The 19567-nt window shown below is 58.5% G+C and carries 15 protein-coding genes; 12 read left to right on the forward strand and 3 right to left on the reverse strand.

Annotated elements, in window-relative coordinates; all coding sequences use genetic code 11:
• Nucleotides 1–55 precede the first annotated feature (55 nt).
• Together NAT21_RS03955 and NAT21_RS03960 are read left to right on the forward strand one after the other, a co-directional pair.
• The gene (locus NAT21_RS03955; protein ID WP_250935883.1) at nucleotides 56–979 is read left to right on the forward strand and encodes a PHP domain-containing protein; all 924 of its coding nucleotides are present in this window, start codon (nucleotides 56–58) and stop codon (nucleotides 977–979) included.
• Between the two features lie 48 nt (nucleotides 980–1027).
• Nucleotides 1028–1648, forward strand: a complete 621-nt coding sequence (locus tag NAT21_RS03960; protein WP_250935884.1) for an L-threonylcarbamoyladenylate synthase — start codon at nucleotides 1028–1030, stop codon at nucleotides 1646–1648.
• Nucleotides 1649–1703: 55 nt separating this feature from the next.
• Here NAT21_RS03960 and NAT21_RS03965 read toward each other — a convergent pair whose 3' ends face one another.
• Nucleotides 1704–2591, reverse strand: a complete 888-nt coding sequence (locus NAT21_RS03965; RefSeq protein WP_250935885.1) for an ion transporter — start codon at nucleotides 2589–2591, stop codon at nucleotides 1704–1706.
• 132 nt (nucleotides 2592–2723) lie between these two features.
• Here NAT21_RS03965 and NAT21_RS03970 point away from each other — a divergent pair, with 132 nt between their 5' ends.
• On the forward strand, nucleotides 2724–4631 hold the full coding sequence (locus NAT21_RS03970; protein WP_250935886.1) for a GGDEF domain-containing phosphodiesterase: 1908 nt from the start codon (nucleotides 2724–2726) through the stop codon (nucleotides 4629–4631).
• Nucleotides 4632–4643: 12 nt separating this feature from the next.
• Here NAT21_RS03970 and NAT21_RS03975 read toward each other — a convergent pair whose 3' ends face one another.
• Nucleotides 4644–5516 carry a CYTH domain-containing protein gene (locus NAT21_RS03975; RefSeq protein WP_250935887.1) on the reverse strand — a complete coding sequence of 291 codons (873 nt, stop codon included), beginning with the start codon at nucleotides 5514–5516 and terminating at the stop codon, nucleotides 4644–4646.
• 104 nt (nucleotides 5517–5620) lie between these two features.
• Between NAT21_RS03975 and NAT21_RS03980 the strand changes: the two genes are divergently transcribed.
• The 6 genes from NAT21_RS03980 to glrR all read left to right on the forward strand — a co-directional run bounded on the left by NAT21_RS03980 (nucleotide 5621) and on the right by glrR (nucleotide 13333).
• Complete coding sequence (locus tag NAT21_RS03980; protein ID WP_250935888.1) at nucleotides 5621–6301, forward strand: TIGR00153 family protein; 681 nt, start codon at nucleotides 5621–5623, stop codon at nucleotides 6299–6301.
• A 66-nt stretch (nucleotides 6302–6367) separates the two neighbouring features.
• Nucleotides 6368–7633 (forward strand): inorganic phosphate transporter, encoded by a 1266-nt coding sequence (locus tag NAT21_RS03985; protein WP_250935889.1) that lies wholly within the window; start codon nucleotides 6368–6370, stop codon nucleotides 7631–7633.
• A 143-nt stretch (nucleotides 7634–7776) separates the two neighbouring features.
• Nucleotides 7777–9090: an amino-acid N-acetyltransferase gene (gene argA, locus NAT21_RS03990; RefSeq protein WP_250935891.1), complete on the forward strand. Its 1314-nt coding sequence runs from the start codon at nucleotides 7777–7779 to the stop codon at nucleotides 9088–9090.
• A gap of 833 nt (nucleotides 9091–9923) precedes the next feature.
• Nucleotides 9924–11402 carry a sensor histidine kinase gene (locus NAT21_RS03995; protein ID WP_250935893.1) on the forward strand — a complete coding sequence of 493 codons (1479 nt, stop codon included), beginning with the start codon at nucleotides 9924–9926 and terminating at the stop codon, nucleotides 11400–11402.
• A gap of 22 nt (nucleotides 11403–11424) precedes the next feature.
• Nucleotides 11425–11961 (forward strand): hypothetical protein, encoded by a 537-nt coding sequence (locus NAT21_RS04000; protein ID WP_250935895.1) that lies wholly within the window; start codon nucleotides 11425–11427, stop codon nucleotides 11959–11961.
• Between the two features lie 28 nt (nucleotides 11962–11989).
• A complete protein-coding gene (gene glrR / locus NAT21_RS04005; protein WP_250935897.1) occupies nucleotides 11990–13333 on the forward strand; it encodes a two-component system response regulator GlrR in 1344 nt (447 codons plus the stop codon).
• A gap of 54 nt (nucleotides 13334–13387) precedes the next feature.
• Here the strand turns inward: glrR and xseA are convergent, their stop codons facing one another.
• Nucleotides 13388–14728 (reverse strand): exodeoxyribonuclease VII large subunit, encoded by a 1341-nt coding sequence (xseA, locus tag NAT21_RS04010; protein WP_250935899.1) that lies wholly within the window; start codon nucleotides 14726–14728, stop codon nucleotides 13388–13390.
• A 121-nt stretch (nucleotides 14729–14849) separates the two neighbouring features.
• Here xseA and guaB point away from each other — a divergent pair, with 121 nt between their 5' ends.
• From guaB to NAT21_RS04025, 3 genes are all read left to right on the forward strand, one after another.
• Nucleotides 14850–16319 carry an IMP dehydrogenase gene (gene guaB, locus NAT21_RS04015; protein ID WP_250935901.1) on the forward strand — a complete coding sequence of 490 codons (1470 nt, stop codon included), beginning with the start codon at nucleotides 14850–14852 and terminating at the stop codon, nucleotides 16317–16319.
• A gap of 127 nt (nucleotides 16320–16446) precedes the next feature.
• A complete protein-coding gene (gene guaA, locus NAT21_RS04020) occupies nucleotides 16447–18021 on the forward strand; it encodes a glutamine-hydrolyzing GMP synthase (RefSeq protein WP_250935903.1) in 1575 nt (524 codons plus the stop codon).
• Between the two features lie 308 nt (nucleotides 18022–18329).
• On the forward strand, nucleotides 18330–19520 hold the full coding sequence (locus tag NAT21_RS04025; protein ID WP_250935905.1) for a tyrosine-type recombinase/integrase: 1191 nt from the start codon (nucleotides 18330–18332) through the stop codon (nucleotides 19518–19520).
• Nucleotides 19521–19567: the final 47 nt, after the last annotated feature.

Here is a 19567-nt window from a genome sequence, read left to right on the forward strand (position 1 = left end):
CGGCAAGGCCGCGCGAGCTGTTATCATGCGATCTTTTCCATCCCCTGGAGTTGTCATGTCTTCTGAACGGTTCACGTTGCCGACCCGCCTTGATGCTGCCAGCGGCATTGACCTTCACATGCATTCGACTGCTTCCGATGGCGCGTTTTCACCCACCGATCTGGTGCATCTGGCGGCAGCGCGCGGGGTGAAGTTCATGGCGCTGACCGATCATGACACCCTGGCGGGCGTGGATGAGGCCTGCGCTGCCGGTCGAGCTGCCGGCGTGGCGGTACTGCCGGGCGTCGAGGTATCCAGCCAGTGGCAGGGGGTCGGTATTCATATCGTGGCGCTACTGCCACAGGCACCGGGCGATATCCTGCTGGAGGGGCTGGCGCGTCAGGCCGAGGCGCGTCTGGCACGCAACGAGGAAGTGGCACGGCGACTTGAAAAGGCGGGATTCAGCGATGCCTGGCGCAAGGCACAGCAGCAGGCTGGTGAGCGTACTGCGCTGGGGCGTCCGGATTTTGCCCGAGCCATGGTGGAGGAGGGACTGGTGCCGGACATGAAAACGGCCTTCAGGAAATACCTAGGTGCCGGCAAGGTTGGCGATGTCAAACAGCCCTGGCCCGGGCTGTCGGCGGCCATCGACTGGATTGTGGCTGGAGGCGGCATTGCGCTGGTGGCTCATCCGCTGCGTTACCGGCTGACACGCAAGAAGTTGACGGCGCTACTGGACGATGCCGGGACAGCCGGGGCGGCGGGTGCCGAACTGGTCAGCGGGTTTCAAAATGAGGATCAGGGACGCGATCTGGCCCAGATTCTGACGCGCCGCAGCATGATGGGCTCACTGGGCAGTGACTTTCACTTTCAGGGCGGGCCGGTGGCGCCCGGGCGTTTTGGTGCGATCCCTCGAACAGCCCTGCCGCCGGTCTGGACGCATCCACGGCTGTCGGAGTGGTGCCGACAGAACGGTCTTTCCGACGCTGATCCGCTATAGTGGAGAGCGTCATTACATGAGTTACGCGCCATGGCGCAGGGAGTTTTCATGAGCCAGTTCTTGAGTCTGCATCCGGATAATCCCCAGCCCCGCCTGATTCAGCAGGCCATTGATATTGTTCGCAAGGGCGGTGTGATTGCCTATCCCACCGATTCGGGCTATGCGCTGGGATGTTCGCTGGGCGAGAAGAAAGCGATCGAAAAGATCAAATGGCTGCGTCAGCTGGATGATCGTCACAATTTTACGCTGGTCTGCTCTGACCTGTCAGAGATTGGTACCTACGCCAAGGTAGACAACAGTGTGTTCAGGCTGCTCAAGGCGCATACGCCCGGGGCCTATACCTTCATCCTCGATGCGACCAACGATGTGCCGCGACTGCTGCTTCACCCCAAGCGTCGCTCCATTGGTGTCCGCGTTCCGGAACATATCATTACCCATGCCCTGCTGCAGGCCCTTGGGGGCCCGCTCATGAGCGTGACGCTGATTCCCGTGGGCGAGACCCTGCCAATGACGGACGCCGAGGATATCCGTGAGCAGTTCGGAGCCCATCTTGATGCGATCATCGATGGTGGTGCCTGCCATCTGGAGCCAACCAGTGTGATTGATCTGCGCGATCTGCCGCCGGTGATCGTGCGAGAAGGGCGCGGTGATATCACTCCCTTTATATGACATGCACGTTTCGGCTAGGTTTATACTTTTCTATTAGTTAAGATTAATAAAGTATTTATTTGTCCTGGTCGACGTTATCCTCCTTGAGACGGGGATCTTCGGTCTCCTCATCAAGCCAGGTGCCGCAGTCCTTGCAGTAGTGGGCATCCTTGTCATGCCCTTCACGGCCGCAGCCCGGGCAGGCTTCTTCGGATTCCTGCTCGGTGCGCATGGCGCGGATGACTTCGGCGGAAAATACTCCGGTAGGCACGGCCAGGATCGAATATCCCAGAATCATCATGATCGATGAAATGAACTGACCCACCGGTGTGATGGGGGCAATGTCGCCATAGCCGACCGTTGTCAGGGTAACGATGGCCCAGTAAAGCGCCTTGGGGATGCTGGTAAAACCTGCTTCGGGTGGCTCGATCAAATAAATAAGTGAACCGAACACTGTAATAATTGATAACACTGCCGTAAGGAAAAGCAGAATCTTGCGACGGCTGCGGTTAAGGGCCTGTACCAGCATGCGACCTTCACCGACGAATTCCATCAGGCGTAGTACACGAAACAGGCGCAATACCCGCATGATGCGTATGACCAGCATGGTCTGGGCGCCCGGAATCACGAGGCTCAGCCAGCTTGGCATGATGGTGACGAGATCGATGATGCCGTAGAAACTGCGCATGTAGCGCCACGGGCGGTCCAGACACCAGATGCGCAGCGCGTATTCCACGGTAAAGATCAGGGTAAATACCCATTCGGCGATACTGAACCATTCGCCATATCGGGCATTGAGGTGGGGCACGCTATCAAGAAAGACAATCGACACGCTTAAAATGATGACGCTGATCAACACGATATCGAAGACTTTTCCCGACCGGGTGTCGGATTCAAAAATGATCTGAAACGTCCTGAGACGCAGGCCTTTTTCGCCCGGGCTGAAGGGGGATGAATGGGACACGCGTTTCTCCCTGATAATCGAATCGGTACACCAGGGGGCCGGGGCAGGGCCGTTGGCGGGTCGTTTTGAACCCTGCCCTGGCGATGGGCAGTATAGAACAACTCACTCCTTGCAGGCAGGGAACATAACGCAATGGCTGATATGTGCACCCCCGAAAGTAATGGTGAAGAAAAAAGCCGGGAGATCGAGATCCTGGATCAGGCCATTGGTACGCTGGATGCATGGGTCAGAAACAGGGTGGGTACCAACGACCTGACGCTGGATGGCCAGCGTGCCGAGAGCGAGTGCGTTGCGCGTCTGGCTGTACTGTGCAATGCGCTTTATCCTCAGGTCACGCCCTCGCCAATGCCTTTCGGGGCCCTGTCCGGAGGGTGTTTCAGTGAGCACACCCTGCTGTTGGGTGGGGTGCTGGATGGCACCACGGATGGCATCTGGGAGTGGCGGCTGGATACCGATCAGCTGTGCCTTTCCTCACGCTGGTTCAGCATGCTGGGGCTCAAGGAAGAACACGGGCCCCTGCCTTCATCGGTATGGCTTGATCGAGTTCATCCTGATGACCAGGCCATGCTCCGCGAAGCGGTCGAGCGTTATCTGAACAGCATTGACAGCAGTCTGGCCGTGGAATACAGGATCAAGGACGCTTTTGGTACCTGGCGCATGATGGCCTGCCGAGGAGTAAGCGATGGGCAGACCTCGGGGCGTGGGCGCTGGCTGGTGGGTACACAGACCGATATCACCGACCAGCGGTTTTGTGATCGAGCGACGGGACTGGGCAATGCGGAGCTGCTTAACCAGCATCTGGACGATATCTGTCGCAGCAACAGCGACCAGCCGCTTTATCTGATCAAGCTGGCGCTGAGCAATGCCGAGGACGTGCTGGATGCCTTTCCGCCGCACCATATCGAGGGCGGGCTGAGGCGGCTCAGTCGGGTAATGCGCTGCAGGCTGCCGCCGGATACATCGCTGGTGGCGCTGCCGAACTATCAGTTCGGTCTGGTGGTCGAGGCAGATAGCCGCGCCACGCTGTCGGATATCATGGACCGGCTTGAAGCCGTGTTTTCCGAGCCGGTGATCTTTGATGAAACCGGTGTCTGGCTTTCCCATGCCATGGGCATCGTGGAATTTCATCCGGGGCAGGTCACCAATGTACCGCAGCTGCTGATGCAGGCACGGCTGGCCCTTCAGCACGCCGTCCGTACCGGGGTGGGCTCTCGATGCTTTTATACGGATGCATTGGCGGAGCTGACCCGCCATGCCGGCGCGGGCGAGCAGATGATTCGCGAAGCGCTGGCGCACAATGGGGTGCGTTGCTTTCTGCAGCCCATTGTCAGCTTGAGCGAAGGCGGGCGAATCGTTGGCTTTGAAGCCCTGATGCGGCTTCAGACCGAGTTCGGCATTATCGGGCCGGAGTATTTTATCGAGGTGGCCGAGCGCACCGCGCTGATTCATCCCCTGAGTCGCCACCTGCTCGAGCAGGCCATCGATGTGCTTGCAGACCCTCGTTTCAATACCGTGTATGGGTCGGAATTTACCGTCAATGTGAACCTGTCGAGCAAGCAGCTGCTGGACGCTACGCTGGTGGAGTGGCTGATGTCAGCCCTTGCCAGGCGAAATGTTGCGCCGACCCGTCTGCAGGTCGAGGTGACCGAATCTTCCGTGCTGGCAGAGCCTCAGACAGCACGATTGACCCTTGAAGCATTGCGGGCGCGGGGCATCAGCATTGCGCTGGATGATTTCGGGACCGGCTATTCCTCGCTGGCACAGCTCTGTGACTTGCCCCTGGATACCGTCAAGCTCGATCGATGTCTGGTGATGCATATCGAATCCGATGCCCGCAAGAGGCATGTACTGGTGTCCATGATCGAGCTGTGCAAGCGTCTTGGGTACCGGGTCGTGGTTGAAGGCGTTGAAGACTTCCCGGTACTTCGCACGGTGCGTGCCCTCGGCGGCGACAGTATTCAGGGATTTATTTATGCTCGCCCCCTGCCGGTTGGCCGTGTGATCGAAGAACTTCCCCTGTTCCCGGTCATGAAGGCCTGAGAGGGCGCTTGTCTACCCCATGTATAACCGCTCGATCAGTGCAAGGGCTGGCCCTGAGGCGGTAGTGGAAAGCCACTGTCCTTCGGTCAGTGCCAGAGTCAGCGATTCGGCTGGGACGGCAATGGCAGGATCGCTGTCATTCGCCAGTGCCCTAGCTGCCTGACAGGCGGCGTCATAGTGGCGTTGCTCCCCGCTGTCAGCATAGGCATCTAGACCGGCAATCACGGCATCAAGTCGTGCATGAGCCGTGGCGTCCGGTTCGGCCTGTGGCCATTGCCGTTTGGCCAGGCGGGCAGCTCTGGCAGCCTTGCTGGCATTTGCCGGTCGGCAGGCGAGGGTGTCTGTCAGGGTTCTGGCCAGCCCGAGTAGCGCCTGCTCTCCCTGACGTGCGCTATGGCCTGTCTTGAGCTCAAGTTCGATTTCACAGATATCTGTGGCATTGCCGCCGGCCTGTATCGTTCCCTGATCGAAGGCAAGTTCGATATCGATATCGTCGAATGTGACGTGCCAGGTCGTCCGATGAAAGTCCGTGGTAAAGGCCGGTTCAAGCCGGTCGAGCAGGTCCGGTGTCAGCCCGCTCAGGCCGACGTCACGCAGTGCATCGGTATCAGGCTGTTCCTCATTCAGCGCCCATTCCCATTCGCCACGTCGGCTCAGCCCTCCGTGTTCCTCTCCGGCCGTTTTCAGCGTCTGCACTACGCCGCATTCCGTGCGACGCAGTCTAAGCGCCATGCGTGCCTGCTGAAGGGCCTGCTCCGGCGTATCGTAATACGTGTTGCGCAGCCACTGCCGGCGAGGCGCAATACCGGCGAGGCGAGGGTGCTGCAGTAGCTGCTCAAGGCCTTCCGGAGTGCATTGAAGCTTGAGTTCCGTTTCTGTCGCCATGATGCCGTCCTGATCATTTGGAGAATGAATGTTAATTTTCGATGACGAGTGGGGGCGCAGTTTATATACTGACCACGCCATTCCCAACGTGATGTTGATTACCCATGGTAAGTCATAACCCATTTTCGGCGCTGTTCGGGCGGTCGCCCTTTCAGCCGCTGCTTGAGCATATCGTCAAGACAACAGAAAGCGCTGACCTGCTGATCACGTTTTTCAATGCCACATTGAAAGACGACTGGGAGCAGGCAGCGGTGGTGCGCAATCAGATCAGCGAGTGCGAGCACCAGGCTGATGACCTCAAGACACGGTTGCGTCTTAATCTGCCCAATACGCTGTTTCTGCCCGTATCACGGTCGGATCTGCTGGAGCTGATCAGTGTCCAGGACAAGATCGCCAACAAGATCAAGGATATAGCCGGGATCATGCTGGGTCGCAGGATGCACGTGCCGGCGGAACTTGAAAAGCCGATGCACGATTACATCAAGACCGCCGTGGACACCGTGCATCAGGCGCGCAAGGCGCTGCATGAGCTTGATGATGTGATCGAATCCGGTTTTGGAAGCAACGTGTATGGCGTCATGGAAGGCTTTATCACGGAGCTTCACGAGCTGGAACATCAGGCCGATGATCAACAGGTGGCGATTCGTCGCGCCCTGTTTGCGCTGGAAAGTACCCTGCCGCCGGTTGAAGTCATCTTCCTGTATCAAATCATTGACTGGATTGGTGAAGTATCCGATTGCGCCGAGCGTGTCGGTGCTCGTCTACAAATTCTGCTCGCTCGTTAATATCAATCGCCCGATCAGGGCGGTAGACGAGTTGTCACGCACTCAAGTGAAGTTGTCTGAACGCTTATGACCATTATTGCCCAATACGGCGAACTTTTTATAGTTCTTGCCTGTGTGTTCGGTTTTTTCATGGCCTGGGGGGTTGGCGCCAACGATGTTGCCAACGCCATGGGTACCTCCGTCGGTTCCAAGGCCATCACGGTCAAGCAGGCGATCCTGATCGCGATCGTGTTCGAGTTTCTGGGGGCCTGGCTTGCGGGGGGGGAAGTAACCGCCACCATCCGAAAGGGGATCATTGATCCTGCCCTGCTGCAGCAGACGCCTCAGTATCTTGCCTATGGCATGCTGGCTTCCCTGTTGTCGGCCGGCATCTGGTTGATGATTGCCTCCGCCAAGGGCTGGCCCGTGTCGACGACGCACTCGATTGTCGGGGCAATCGTGGGGTTCGGCCTTGTCGGGCTCGGCCCTGAAAGCATCGAGTGGGGCACGCTGGGTCAGATCGTATCCAGCTGGCTGACGTCGCCGCTGCTGGCCGGTCTGCTGGCTTACCTGCTGTTCCGTTCGGTTCAGCGGCTGATCTTTGAAAACAGTGATCCCTTTGCAGCGGCCAAGCGGTACGTGCCTGGCTACATGTTCCTTGTCGGGTTCATTATTTCGATGGTAACCCTGCTCAAGGGACTCAAGCACATTGGCCTGCATCTGTCCTTTCTGGACAGTGCCGGCCTCTCCATAGGTGTCGGCGCGATCATCATGCTGTTCGGCATCCTGCTCGAGCGTCGCATCGGCCGTGAAAGCCGCGCAGGTGACAACTTCAGTTTTGCCAGTGTCGAGCGCATCTTCGGCGTGTTGATGATGTTCACGGCCTGTGCCATGGCCTTTGCCCACGGATCCAACGACGTTGCCAACGCGGTAGGCCCGCTGGCAGCAGTGGTCGGCATTGTTCAGACGCAGGGGCATCTGGGGCAGGCATCTACCATGCCCTGGTGGATCCTGTTGCTGGGTGGTGCAGGGATCGTGGCAGGTCTGGTCACGCTGGGGCACAAGGTAATTGCGACAGTGGGTACCGGTATTACCGAGCTGACGCCCAGCCGCGGTTTTGCGGCTACGCTCGCTGCTGCCAGTACGGTCGTGATTGCCTCGGGCATCGGTCTGCCGATCTCGACCACGCATACGCTGGTGGGCGCGGTTCTGGGTGTGGGGCTTGCGCGGGGCATGCATGCGCTCAACCTGCGTGTTCTGGGAACCATCGTCGTGTCCTGGCTTGTTACCCTGCCTGCCGGCGCGTTCCTGTCGATTATCTTCTTCTTCATGTTCAAGGGCATGTTCGGCTGAGTACCAGGTCGTTCACTGCCAGGGGCGCGACCTTCAGGTCGCGCTTTTTTTATGCCCGCTCAACTAGGCCGGATGTCGGCATCTGTCGCGGTTGATATAGTGAAGCCTGAATTTCCGATTTTCCTCAGACAGGAGTGGCCTCGTTGGATACGTCGTTTCCCTTTGCGGAATGGTTTCGCAGCAGTTCTCCCTACATCAATGCTCATCGCGGGCGAACCTTCGTCATTCTGGTGGAAGGGCAGGCGCTTGAAGCACGACGACGCGAGTCACTGATCCAGGACGTTACCCTGCTGCATATTCTGGGGGTACGGGTGGTACTTGTTTTCGGCATCCGCCCGCAGGTCGACCAGGCCCTTGCCCGGGCAGGGCATCAGCCACCGGTGAGTGATATGCCGCGTGTAGTGGACGACGCTACCATGCACATCATTGAGCGTGAGGCGATGCACATGCGGCTGGGACTTGAAGCCCAGCTGTCCCTGGGATTGCCCAATACGCCCATGTATGGAGCCGACATTACGGCCGTCAGTGGCAACATTGTCATGGCCCGCCCCTTCGGTATTCGTGACGGCATCGATTATCTCCACGAGGGAGAAGTGCGACGGGTGCGCGCCGAGGCGATTACCTCGCTGCTGGATCAACGACATATCGTGGTGTTGCCCCCGATCGGCTACTCGAGCACCGGCGAAGTGTTTGATGTCAGTGCCTCTGCCATTGCCCTGCACGCTGCTACGGCGCTGAAGGCCGACAAGCTGATTCTGATCGGTGACAGTAGCGGATTTACTGATCCCTCATCCGGGCTTCTGCGCCAGCTCACGCCGGCCGATGCCGAGCGTTTCATGGCTCAGTCCGATGCATTGCCCGGTGAGTTGCGCCGGCATCTGGGGGTGGCTTGTGAGGCAGCCCGCCAGGGGGTGGCGCGTACCCACCTGATTTCCTGGCGTGATCATGATGCCCTGCTGGGAGAGCTGTTCACCCGGGATGGTGTTGGCACCATGATTACTCGAGATCGTTACGAGCAGCTTCGTGACGCCGAGCTGCGTGATGTCGGGGGGTTGTTGGCTCTGCTCAAGCCGCTGGAAGAGCAGGGCGTGCTGGTGGCCCGCTCCCGTGAACGGCTTGAGCATGACATGGGGGACTATCTTGTCATCGAGCGTGACGGCATGATCATCGGTTGTGCGGCGTTGCACGTGGATCACGGGACGGACATGGCCGAGCTTGCCTGTGTCGTGGTTCACGGCAGTTACCGAGGCGGCGAGCGTGGAGATGTTCTATTGCAGGCGATCGAGCAGCGCGCCCGCCGGCAGGGCATCAGGGAGCTTTATGCCCTGACTACACATACGGCCCACTGGTTTTTTGAGCGAGGTTTCGAAACGGTGCCGGTAGAGCGACTGCCCGAGGCCCGCAGACAGCGTTATAACCCGACCCGAAACTCACGGGTGCTGATCAAGCCCCTGTAGGTGCGCCATGGTGCCCTTCCCGAGCCGCCTTACAGGCGGCTTTTTTGCGCGCGTTGGAAAATAACGACACCCGCAGCACATGGTGTGATCAAAAGGAGACAGTGTAAGTTTATGATTTTAAATAGCTTGTTGTTATTGAAGGCTTTGTGTGTCTGCGTTTGGAGACATCTTGATTGACGGTGCAGTTAAAATCATTCCGTTTTTCCCGGGTGCGTTGAATGTATTCTGGTTAATTTTTTTCAAGTTATTGATATTAAGTATTATTTTTTATAATGGCATGCATTTCGCTACTAATGTGCAGTGCAGCAGGAAAGCGAACATCGTTTTCTGCCTGAGGCAAGCGGCATGATCTACGTATGCTTCGGGCGCACCCCATTGTGCTTAGGTTGCGATAAGACAAGACACCGCGAAAGCATGGATAAGGTGTCATGAGCTTCACGCTCGCGGCAAGGATGCCGACTCTCCCATGGATGGGAGAGACCCATTTGATATATCGAGCCGTTGCGGGCTGGATATCACGTTTAAAGTCGGTGCCGTACTGGCACAGGGGGCACTCCTGAATCAGTGTCGTCGAGGACTTTAATGGCCTTCGGGCCACCGGAATGTGCCGGGATCAGTGCAGGTCAGGCAAGCCCCCGACCATATTCCCTTTTACCCTTCAGTTCCCTGCGTACCTTGAGCCGACACATCATGTGTCGGCTTTTTTATGTCGGTGTGCTTATATCTTCAGTGGCCATAGTGAAAGGGGTGTGTTTGTTTCGTTACCCACTGCATTTATCATGTTAGGATCTGTAAAGGGTTTTACCCGTTAATCCGTGTGAGTTTTAGACACTATGGCTAACAAGGCCTCTCGCCACTGGCGCCCGCGATCCCTTCCTCAATTGGTGCTGCTTGCCTTTTTAATGGTCATGCTGCCCATGGGCGTGCTTATCTTTCAGGCAGGCCAGACGCTCTCCGAGCTCTCCGAGCTGGCTGATGTCAGTGCGCGCCAGGCGGTTGATCAGACCCGACGTGCCCGCACCCTGACAACCCTGTCGGTTGAAATGGAGCGGAGTGCACGCCAGTACGCCGTACTGGAGGACCCGGGCCTGATGAACATTTATCGTGAGCGCGCCGCCCGTTACAAGGAGCTGCTGGACCAGCAGGCCAGCCTGCTCGACAATGACCCCGTCATCGATGTGCTCAATCAGCAGCTGGATGCGCTGCGAAATATTCCGGATGCATCGCTTGCCGATATCAAGAACCGACTGGATGACTTCCAGCCCTTTGCCAGAGACACCGACAAACTGCTCGATCAGACCCGGGACGTGGTCGATGCCCGTATTGACAGCATTCGTGCCCGTGCCCGTGAGGTCAAGAACACGCTGTGGCTGCAGGCAAGCATTCTGGTGCCGGTCAGTCTGGCGCTGATCCTGTTTTTCACCTGGCTGATTATTCGACCGATAAAACAGCTTGAAAAACGTATTCTTGGCATTGGCAGCGGCGACCGGCAGAAGGAGCCGCCGCGGTTGCAGGGGCCATCCGAGCTGATCAATCTGGGCGAGCGCCTGAACTGGCTGTCCAATCGGCTTGAAGAGCTTGAAGCCCAGAAACAGCAGTTTCTCCGGCACATGTCTCATGAGCTTAAAACGCCGCTGGCCAGTATCCGGGAGGGAGCAGGGCTTCTTGCCGATGGCATCGTCGGCGAATTAAGCCCGCGTCAGAAGGAAATCGTGCTGCTGCTGGATGACAGCAGCCAGGAGCTGCAGACGTTGATCGAGCAACTGCTGGATTACAACCTGCTGCAGCATAATCGCAAATTGCAGGTCAAACGCTTTGACGTGGCTGCCATGGTGCAGGACGTACTGAACAAGCACCACCTGGGGCTTGATAACAAGCAGATGGTGGTGAGCTGGTCGAAATATCGGCTGGCCTGGCAGGCGGATCGCACCCGCACCATGCGCATCGTGGACAATCTGGTCTCCAATGCCGTGGCCTATGGGGAAGATGGCGGTAAACTCTGGGTTCGTGCCTTTGTGCACGATGAGATGCTGTATATCGAGGTGGCCAACACCGGCGAGCCGATCGCCGAAAAGGACAGGGACCACCTGTTCGAGCCCTTCTATCAGGGATCGTCGAAGCGCAAGGGGCCACTCAAGGGCTCGGGCATCGGGTTGTCGGTCGCGGCTGAAAGTGCCGCCGCTCAGGACGGCAGCCTGGCGCTTGTGGAGGATGATGATGGAGAGGCGACTGTCTGTTTTCGACTGATCCTTCCCTGGCTGGACGATAACGGTAGTGGGCATACTGATCAGGCCGAGCTTGAGCGTGCCTGATGAATAAAGGAAATGATGGGCCATGAAACTTGAACATATTATATGCGGCCTTGCTGTCAGCCTGATGTTGTCCGGCTGTCAGATGATCACTGGCCATAATCAGAATCTGACGGGCACCGGTGCCAGCAACTGCTTCTTTTCCGGGCCCCCTGTACTGATTGAAGGGGAGTGCCTGCTGCCGAACTGGATCGCGTTTGGCATCAGGGCTCAGCACGGCAATGATGAGTGGCGCCGTGACATCCTGAAACAAACCGGGGACGATACTCCACAAGACCGCCTCGCGCGGGCTGTGGTACTGTCCTGGGGCACCCGGGCGGAGTGGAAGCAGGCAACTGCGCTGTATCGAACCGAGCTCGACAAGGCACCGGTGCCACTTCAGCCCCTGTTGCATTACTGGCTTGATGAACTTGAATACCGCAAGACACTGGTGTCGAGTGCCACCCCCACCAGGGATCCGCGGATACAGCAACTGGCGGACAAGAATGCCGAACTGACCCGCAAGCTGGACGCCCTGACCGCGATTGAAGAAAGCATGAATGCACGCCGCCGTTCACCCTGAGCGGTGGTGAATGCAAGGAGCATGAGCCGTGAGTGCAGGAAAGGCACACCTATTACTGGTCGATGACGATGCCAGCCTGTTAAGGCTACTGAGCATGAGGCTCGAGAGCCGAGGATATAGGGTTACCACGGTTGAAAGTGGTCGCGAAGCCCTGGCGCACATCCAGTCCGAACGGCCTGATCTGGTACTGTCGGACCTTCGCATGGATGAAATGGACGGCATGGAGCTCTTCCGTGAGGTACAGTCGCGCCATCCAGGCCTGCCCGTCATTATCCTGACCGCACACGGGTCCATTCCCGATGCTGTCAGTGCCACGCAGCAGGGCGTTTTCAGCTTTCTGACCAAACCGATCGACAAGGACGAGCTGTTTGCTGCCGTGGATGACGCGCTGCGTCAGACGCCGGCATCTGCCGGCAATGACGATGCCTGGCGTGATGAGATTGTCACCCGCAGTGCTGTAATGGAACAGGTGCTTGATCAGGCCCGGATGGTTGCCGTCAGCGATGTCAGCGTGCTGATTACCGGCCCCTCCGGCAGCGGCAAGGAACTGATGGCCAATGCCATTCACCGTGCCAGCAGCCGAGGCAATCGTCCCTTCATTGCCATCAACTGTGGCGCCTTGCCGGAACAGCTGCTGGAAAGCGAGTTGTTTGGCCACGCCAGGGGCGCCTTTACCGGCGCGATGCACGCGCACGAAGGTCTGTTTCAGGCAGCAGATGGTGGCACCCTGTTTCTGGATGAAATCGGCGATATGCCACTGGCGCTACAGGTCAAGCTGCTGCGGGTGCTGCAGGAGCGCCACGTTCGCCCGCTGGGCAGTACCCGCTCGATCCCGGTCGATGTGCGTATCCTGTCGGCCACGCATCGGGACGTGAACAAGGCCATGGAAAGCGGTGATTTCCGTGAAGACCTTTATTACCGGCTCAATGTTGTCAACCTGCGGTTGCCGTCGCTCAGCGAACGAGCCGAGGATATTCCGCTGCTGGCCAAGCATCTGGTGCATCAGGTCAGCGCTCGTAACCAGTCCAGTGTGAAGGGGTTCTCGCCCGAGGCGCTGTCGCTGCTGGTCGGCTATGGCTGGCCGGGCAACGTGCGGCAGCTGGTCAACGTGGTAGAGCAGTGCGTGGCGCTGTCCACGTCACCGATCATCTCCCAGGGGCTGGTGTCGCAGGCTTTGGCGTCGGATGAATCCGTGCTGCCCTCGTTCAACGATGCCCGCGCCGGGTTCGAGCGCAGTTATCTGATCAAGGTGCTGAAGATGACCGATGGTAACGTGACCCAGGCAGCCCGTATTGCCGGGCGCAACCGGACCGATTTTTACAAGCTGCTGGCGCGCCATGATCTTGAAGTCGCACGGTTCAAGGCTTCCTGACCCGATGCTTCCTGCACCGAGCGCCATGCCCCGTGGCGTTCGGTGCTTGTCGCACTAGCGCTTGTAGCGTCGCTTTACCTCGGCGCGCAGGCGTCCCTCTCCCAGTCTCACCGTAATCATTTCCCCGGGCGTTGTTTCCTGTGCCTGACGGATGATGTTGCCCTGCTCGTTTTCGGTAATGGCATACCCGCGGGACAGGGTTGCCAGTGGGCTGACGGCGTTCAGTTGCCGTGCGGCGACATCCAGCCGGGTCGTTTCCTGCTGCAGGGTGCGGTTTATCGCTTCGTGCAGTGCCCCGCTCAGCCGCTGGGTCAGGGCGCGCGCCTGCTCGAGCTGACGGGATGGTGGCTGACGCGTCAGGCGGGTATCAAGCGTGTCGAGGGTGCGCCTGGCGTCGCGTTGCTGCTGATGTATTGCGCGCTGCATGCGCGCTTCCAGCTGTGAAAGCTGACGCCTGTCCTGTGCGAGCCGATCGCCGGGGTGGCGCAGTCCCAGGCGCGCCCGATCAAGGCGCTGGCCATATTCGTTGAGAGTGTGCTCCATGGCCCGTACCAGCCGCCTTGCCAGCGCAGCCAGCTGCTGTCTGATCGCAGCCGCGTCCGGTGTCAATTGCTCCGCGGCGGCCGAGGGCGTCGGTGCACGGGCATCCGCGGCGAAGTCGGCAAGGGTGGTATCCACTTCATGGCCGACGGCGCTCATGACCGGCACCGGGCTCGCATGAATGGCACGGGCAAGCTGCTCATCATTGAAGGCCCACAGGTCTTCCAGACTGCCGCCACCCCGCGTCAGCAGCAACGCGTCACAGCGCCCGTCACGGGCCGCCAGTGACAGCGCCCGGATCATGGCGGGCGCGGCGTCCTGGCCCTGTACCGGCACCGGAAATACCGATACCGGCGTAAACGGCCAGCGCGCGCGCAGTACGGCCAGCACATCCTGTAGCGCTGCGCCGGTGGCCGAGGTAATGATGCCCAGGTGGGCCGGGGGGCAGGGCAAGGGGCGTGCATTATCAAACACACCTTCATCGCGCAGCTTCTGCTTGAGGGCTTCCAGTGCAGCCAGCAGTGCCCCTTCGCCGGCGCGCTGCACCGCTTCCACAATCAGCTGGTAATCCCCCCGGGGTTCGAAAAGGGAGACGCGCGCCTGTACCCGTACGGCATCGCCGTGGGTCATCGGAGCGCGAACAAATGCCGCCCGATTGCGAAAGAGGGCACACCGCACCTGAGCGTGGTCATCCTTCAGGGTAAAATAGACATGACCGGAGGCCGGGCGGGACACATTGGACAGCTCGCCTTCGACCCAGACCAGATCAAAGTGGCGGTCCAGCAACTGGCGGGCCTGGCGATTGAGATCGCGTACGCTCAGGGCGGGCGTGACGGGGTCGGTGGCTAGCGGCATGAATATAATCGGTTCGCGTCATCCGGAAGGGGGTACGATTGTGCGCGGCCAGCCGAGGGTTTACAATGCGCGATTAACTTTCCCCGCCGCATCTCTAACCTGACCATTGGGCGTGTCCGACATGTTACGTATAGCGCAAGAAGCTCTTACGTTCGACGACGTATTACTCGTTCCCGGCTATTCCAGCGTTCTCCCCAAGGACGTTAGCCTGAAATCCCGCCTGACGCGTACGATCGAACTGAACATCCCCCTGCTGTCCTCCGCGATGGATACCGTGACCGAAGCCCGCCTGGCGATTGCCATGGCCCAGGAAGGCGGCATCGGTATTATCCACAAGAGCATGTCGATTGCTCTGCAGGCTGCGGAAGTCAAGAAGGTCAAGAAACACGAAAGTGTCATCGTCAAGGATCCGGTAACGGTCAGCCCGAAGGCCCGCCTGCAGGATCTGCTTGCTCTGGCCGAGGAACACGGCTATTCCGGTTTCCCCGTGGTTGAAGGCGAAAGCCTTGTCGGTATCGTGACCGGCCGCGACATGCGCTTCCAGCCCAACAAGGGCGACCAGGTCGAGAACATCATGACCCCGCGCGAGAAGCTGGTGACGGTTCAGGAAGGCACTTCCCTGGATGTCATCAAGCAGAAGCTGCAGGAACATCGGATCGAGAAGATCCTGATCGTCAATGAAAGCTTCCACCTGCGTGGTCTGGTCACCGTACGTGACATTGAAAAGGCCCGTACCTATCCGAACGCCGCCAAGGACAGCGACGGCCGTCTGCTGGTCGGCGCTGCTGTCGGTACCGGCCCGGAAACCCCGGACCGCGTTGCTGCTCTGGCTGACGCCGGCGTGGATGTGATCGTGGTAGATACCGCGCACGGTCACTCCCAGGGCGTGCTTGATCGGGTCAAGTGGGTCAAGGAAAACTTCCCGCAGGTCCAGGTGATTGGCGGTAACATCGCCACTGCCGCTGCTGCTCGTGATCTGGCTGAAGCCGGTGCGGATGGCGTGAAGGTCGGCATTGGCCCCGGTTCCATCTGCACCACCCGTATCGTGGCCGGCGTGGGCGTACCGCAGATTTCAGCGGTTTCCGACGTCTGTGAAGCGCTTGAGCCCTACGGTGTGCCGGTGATTGCCGATGGCGGCATTCGCTTTTCCGGTGACATTGCCAAGGCGATCGTAGCCGGTGCCAACTGCGTCATGATCGGCGGCCTGCTGGCCGGCACCGAAGAAGCGCCGGGCGAAGTCGAGCTCTTCCAGGGCCGTACCTACAAGGCCTATCGCGGCATGGGCTCCATGGGCGCCATGTCCCAGACCCAGGGTTCCAGCGACCGCTACTTCCAGAGCAAGGAAGAAGGTGTCGAGAAGCTCGTGCCGGAAGGCATTGAAGGCCGTGTCCCCTACAAGGGCATGATGAGCGCCATCGTGCACCAGTTGATGGGCGGCCTGCGTGCTTCCATGGGCTACACCGGCAGTGCGGATATGGACACCATGCGTACCGTGCCCCAGTTCGTGAAGATCACCGGTGCCGGTTTCGCTGAATCCCATGTACACGACGTGCAAATTACCAAGGAAGCGCCTAACTACCGCGGTCGTTAAGGCAGGTATTTCCTGAATCGAGAGGGAAGGTGTCCACTGAAAGCCCGCTTTCAGGACATGCTTCCCTCTTGTGTTTCCGAACACGGCGGACGCCCCAGGCGGCCCCACAACGCAGTGGCCTACACATATGACAGACATTCACTCCCACAAGATCATGATTCTTGATTTCGGTTCCCAGTACACCCAGCTGATCGCACGCCGTGTGCGCGAGCTGGGCGTGTACTCCGAAATTCGCGCCTTCGACATTACCGAAGACGAGATTCGCGCCTACAACCCCAACGGCATCATCCTCTCCGGCGGGCCGGAATCCGTTTCCGAGCTGGGTTCCCCCCGCGCCCCCGAGTGTGTGTTCGAACTCGGCCTGCCGGTCTTCGGCATCTGCTACGGCATGCAGACCATGGCCGAACAGCTTGGTGGTGCCACCGAAGGTTCCAACAAGCGTGAATTCGGCTACGCGCAGATCAATGTCAGCGCGGAAGACGACCTGCTGGGCGGTATCAAGGATCATGTGGGCAGTGATGGCGGCGCCTTGCTGGATGTATGGATGAGCCATGGCGACAAGGTCTCCCGCGCGCCGGACAGCTTTACCGTCACGGCCTCCACCTCAAGCTGCCCGATTGCTGCCATGAGCTGGCCCGAAAAGCAGTTCTACGGCGTGCAGTTCCATCCGGAAGTGACCCATACCCTGCAGGGCCAGCGCATTCTGGAGCGTTTCGTGCTGGAGATCTGCAAGGCAGAACGGCTCTGGACCCCGGCCCAGATCATTGAAGACCTTACCGTACGGGTGAAGGAGCAGGTCGGTGACCGGCACGTGCTACTGGGCCTCTCCGGCGGTGTGGATTCCTCGGTAGTGGCTGCATTGCTGCACCAGGCCATCGGCGATCAGCTGACCTGCGTCTTTGTCGATAACGGCCTGCTGCGCAAGCAGGAAGGCGACCAGGTGATGGAAACCTTCGCCAGCCACATGGGAGTGAAGGTCATTCGCGTGGATGCTGAAGACGAATTCCTTGGCAAACTGGTCGGTGTCAATGACCCGGAAGCCAAACGCAAGATCATCGGTAACACCTTCATCGATGTCTTTGATCGGGAAGCGGCGAAGATCGACGGCGTTGACTTCCTCGCCCAGGGAACCATCTACCCGGACGTGATCGAATCCGCGGCCAGCAAGACCGGCAAGGCCCACGTGATCAAGTCGCATCACAACGTCGGCGGCCTGCCCGAGACCATGAAGCTCAAGCTGGTCGAACCGCTGCGCGAACTGTTCAAGGACGAAGTACGCAAGCTCGGCCTCGAACTCGGCCTGCCCTATGACATGGTGTACCGTCACCCGTTCCCCGGGCCAGGCCTGGGCGTACGCATCCTCGGTGAAGTGAAGAAGGAATACGCCGACATTCTGCGCGAAGCCGACGCCATCTTCATCGAAGAGCTGCACAACTTCGACTGGTACCACAAGACCAGTCAGGCGTTTGCCGTGTTCCTGCCGGTGAAATCCGTCGGCGTGGTCGGCGACGGCCGCCGCTACGAGTGGGTCATCGCCATTCGTGCGGTTGAAACCATCGACTTCATGACGGCCCGCTGGGCGCACCTGCCGTATGAGCTGCTCGAGAAGGTCTCCAACCGCATCATCAACGAGATCAGTGGTGTCTCGCGGGTGACGTATGATGTGAGCAGCAAGCCGCCCGCGACGATCGAGTGGGAATGATCACACGTTAGGCATTAGTTGGTACTAACTGGCATTAAATGACACTTAAGCCCATGTTTTCATGGGCTTTTTTGTTTTTTCGTCTGGCAGTGTTTGGCAACTGATGGCAGCAGGAAGCACCGCTTGAGCGTGGTATCCAAGGTGGTATTATCGAGACATGATGCCATGAGTGATAGCCGATACCATGCTGCTTGATCCTGTGTGTTCATGGTATCGAAATTATTTAACTATCTGTTTTTATTGATTTTATGGCCTAATTTTTGGGTGATCTTCCAGCATGGTATTGGAATCGAAGAAGGATAAGACTCTTGCTGACCGATACCAAGCTGCGCAACCTCAAGCCGAGGGATAAGCTCTACAAGGTGAATGACCGGGATGGCCTCTATGTGGCTGTCACTCCTGCCGGTTCTATCTCATTCCGTTACAACTACTCTATCAATGGCAGGCAAGAGACAGTCACTTTTGGCCGCTATGGCGTTGGGGGGATCACGCTGGCAGAAGCCCGTGAGCGACTTGGTGAAGCCAAGCGGATGGTCGCTGATGGAAAGTCGCCAGCGAAGGAGAAGGCCAGAGACAAGGCGCGTGTTAAAGGGGCTGAAACCTTTGGTGCCTGGGCGGAAAAGTGGCTACGTGGCTACCAGATGGCCGACTCTACCCGTGATATGCGCCGCTCGGTTTATGCGAGAGAGCTAGAAACGAAATTCGGCAATCAGAAGCTGAATGAAATCACTCACGAGGACTTGCGAGCACTGACCGACGCCATCGTAGAGCGCGGTGCGCCTGCTACGGCAGTTCATGCGCGTGAGATTGTACTCCAGGTATATCGCTGGGCGACTGAGCGAGGCCAGAAGGTTGAGAACCCGGCAGACCTAGTGCGGCCCGCAAGCATTGCCAGGTTTGAGCCGCGGGATAGAACCCTCACGCCCGAAGAAATCAGGACCATGTACCAGTACATGGGGCGTATTGGTACATCACCATCGATCCGGGCAGCGGTCAAATTGCTATTGCTGACGATGGTGCGAAAAAGCGAGCTGACGAATGCCACCTGGAGTGAGATCAACTTCAGCGAAGCGCTCTGGACGATACCCAAGGAACGGATGAAACGGCGAAACCCTCACCTGGTGTTTCTATCCAGGCAGGCCATGGACATCTTCATCGCTTTGAAGACGTTCTCCGGAGGATCTGAGTATGTACTGCCGTCACGCTACGATTCTGACGTCCCCATGAGTAGTGCCACGCTCAATCGAGTAATGACCATGACTTACAAGCTGGCTCAGAAAGAGGGGCAGCCGCTTGCTAAATTCGGCCCGCACGACCTGAGACGAACAGCCAGTACCTTGCTTCATGAAGCTGGTTATAACACCGACTGGATAGAGAAATGCCTGGCGCATGAGCAAAAAGGTGTAAGGGCAATCTATAACAAAGCTGAGTATCGAGAGCAGCGTACAGCCATGTTGCAGGACTGGGCAGATATGATTGATGAGTGGACAAATGTATAAATTTTCGAGATAAATTATCATCATTTAAAATTTTTAATGGTACAAAC

The sequence above is a fragment of the Larsenimonas rhizosphaerae genome, from assembly GCF_023700005.1.
Classification (GTDB): domain Bacteria; phylum Pseudomonadota; class Gammaproteobacteria; order Pseudomonadales; family Halomonadaceae; genus Larsenimonas; species Larsenimonas rhizosphaerae.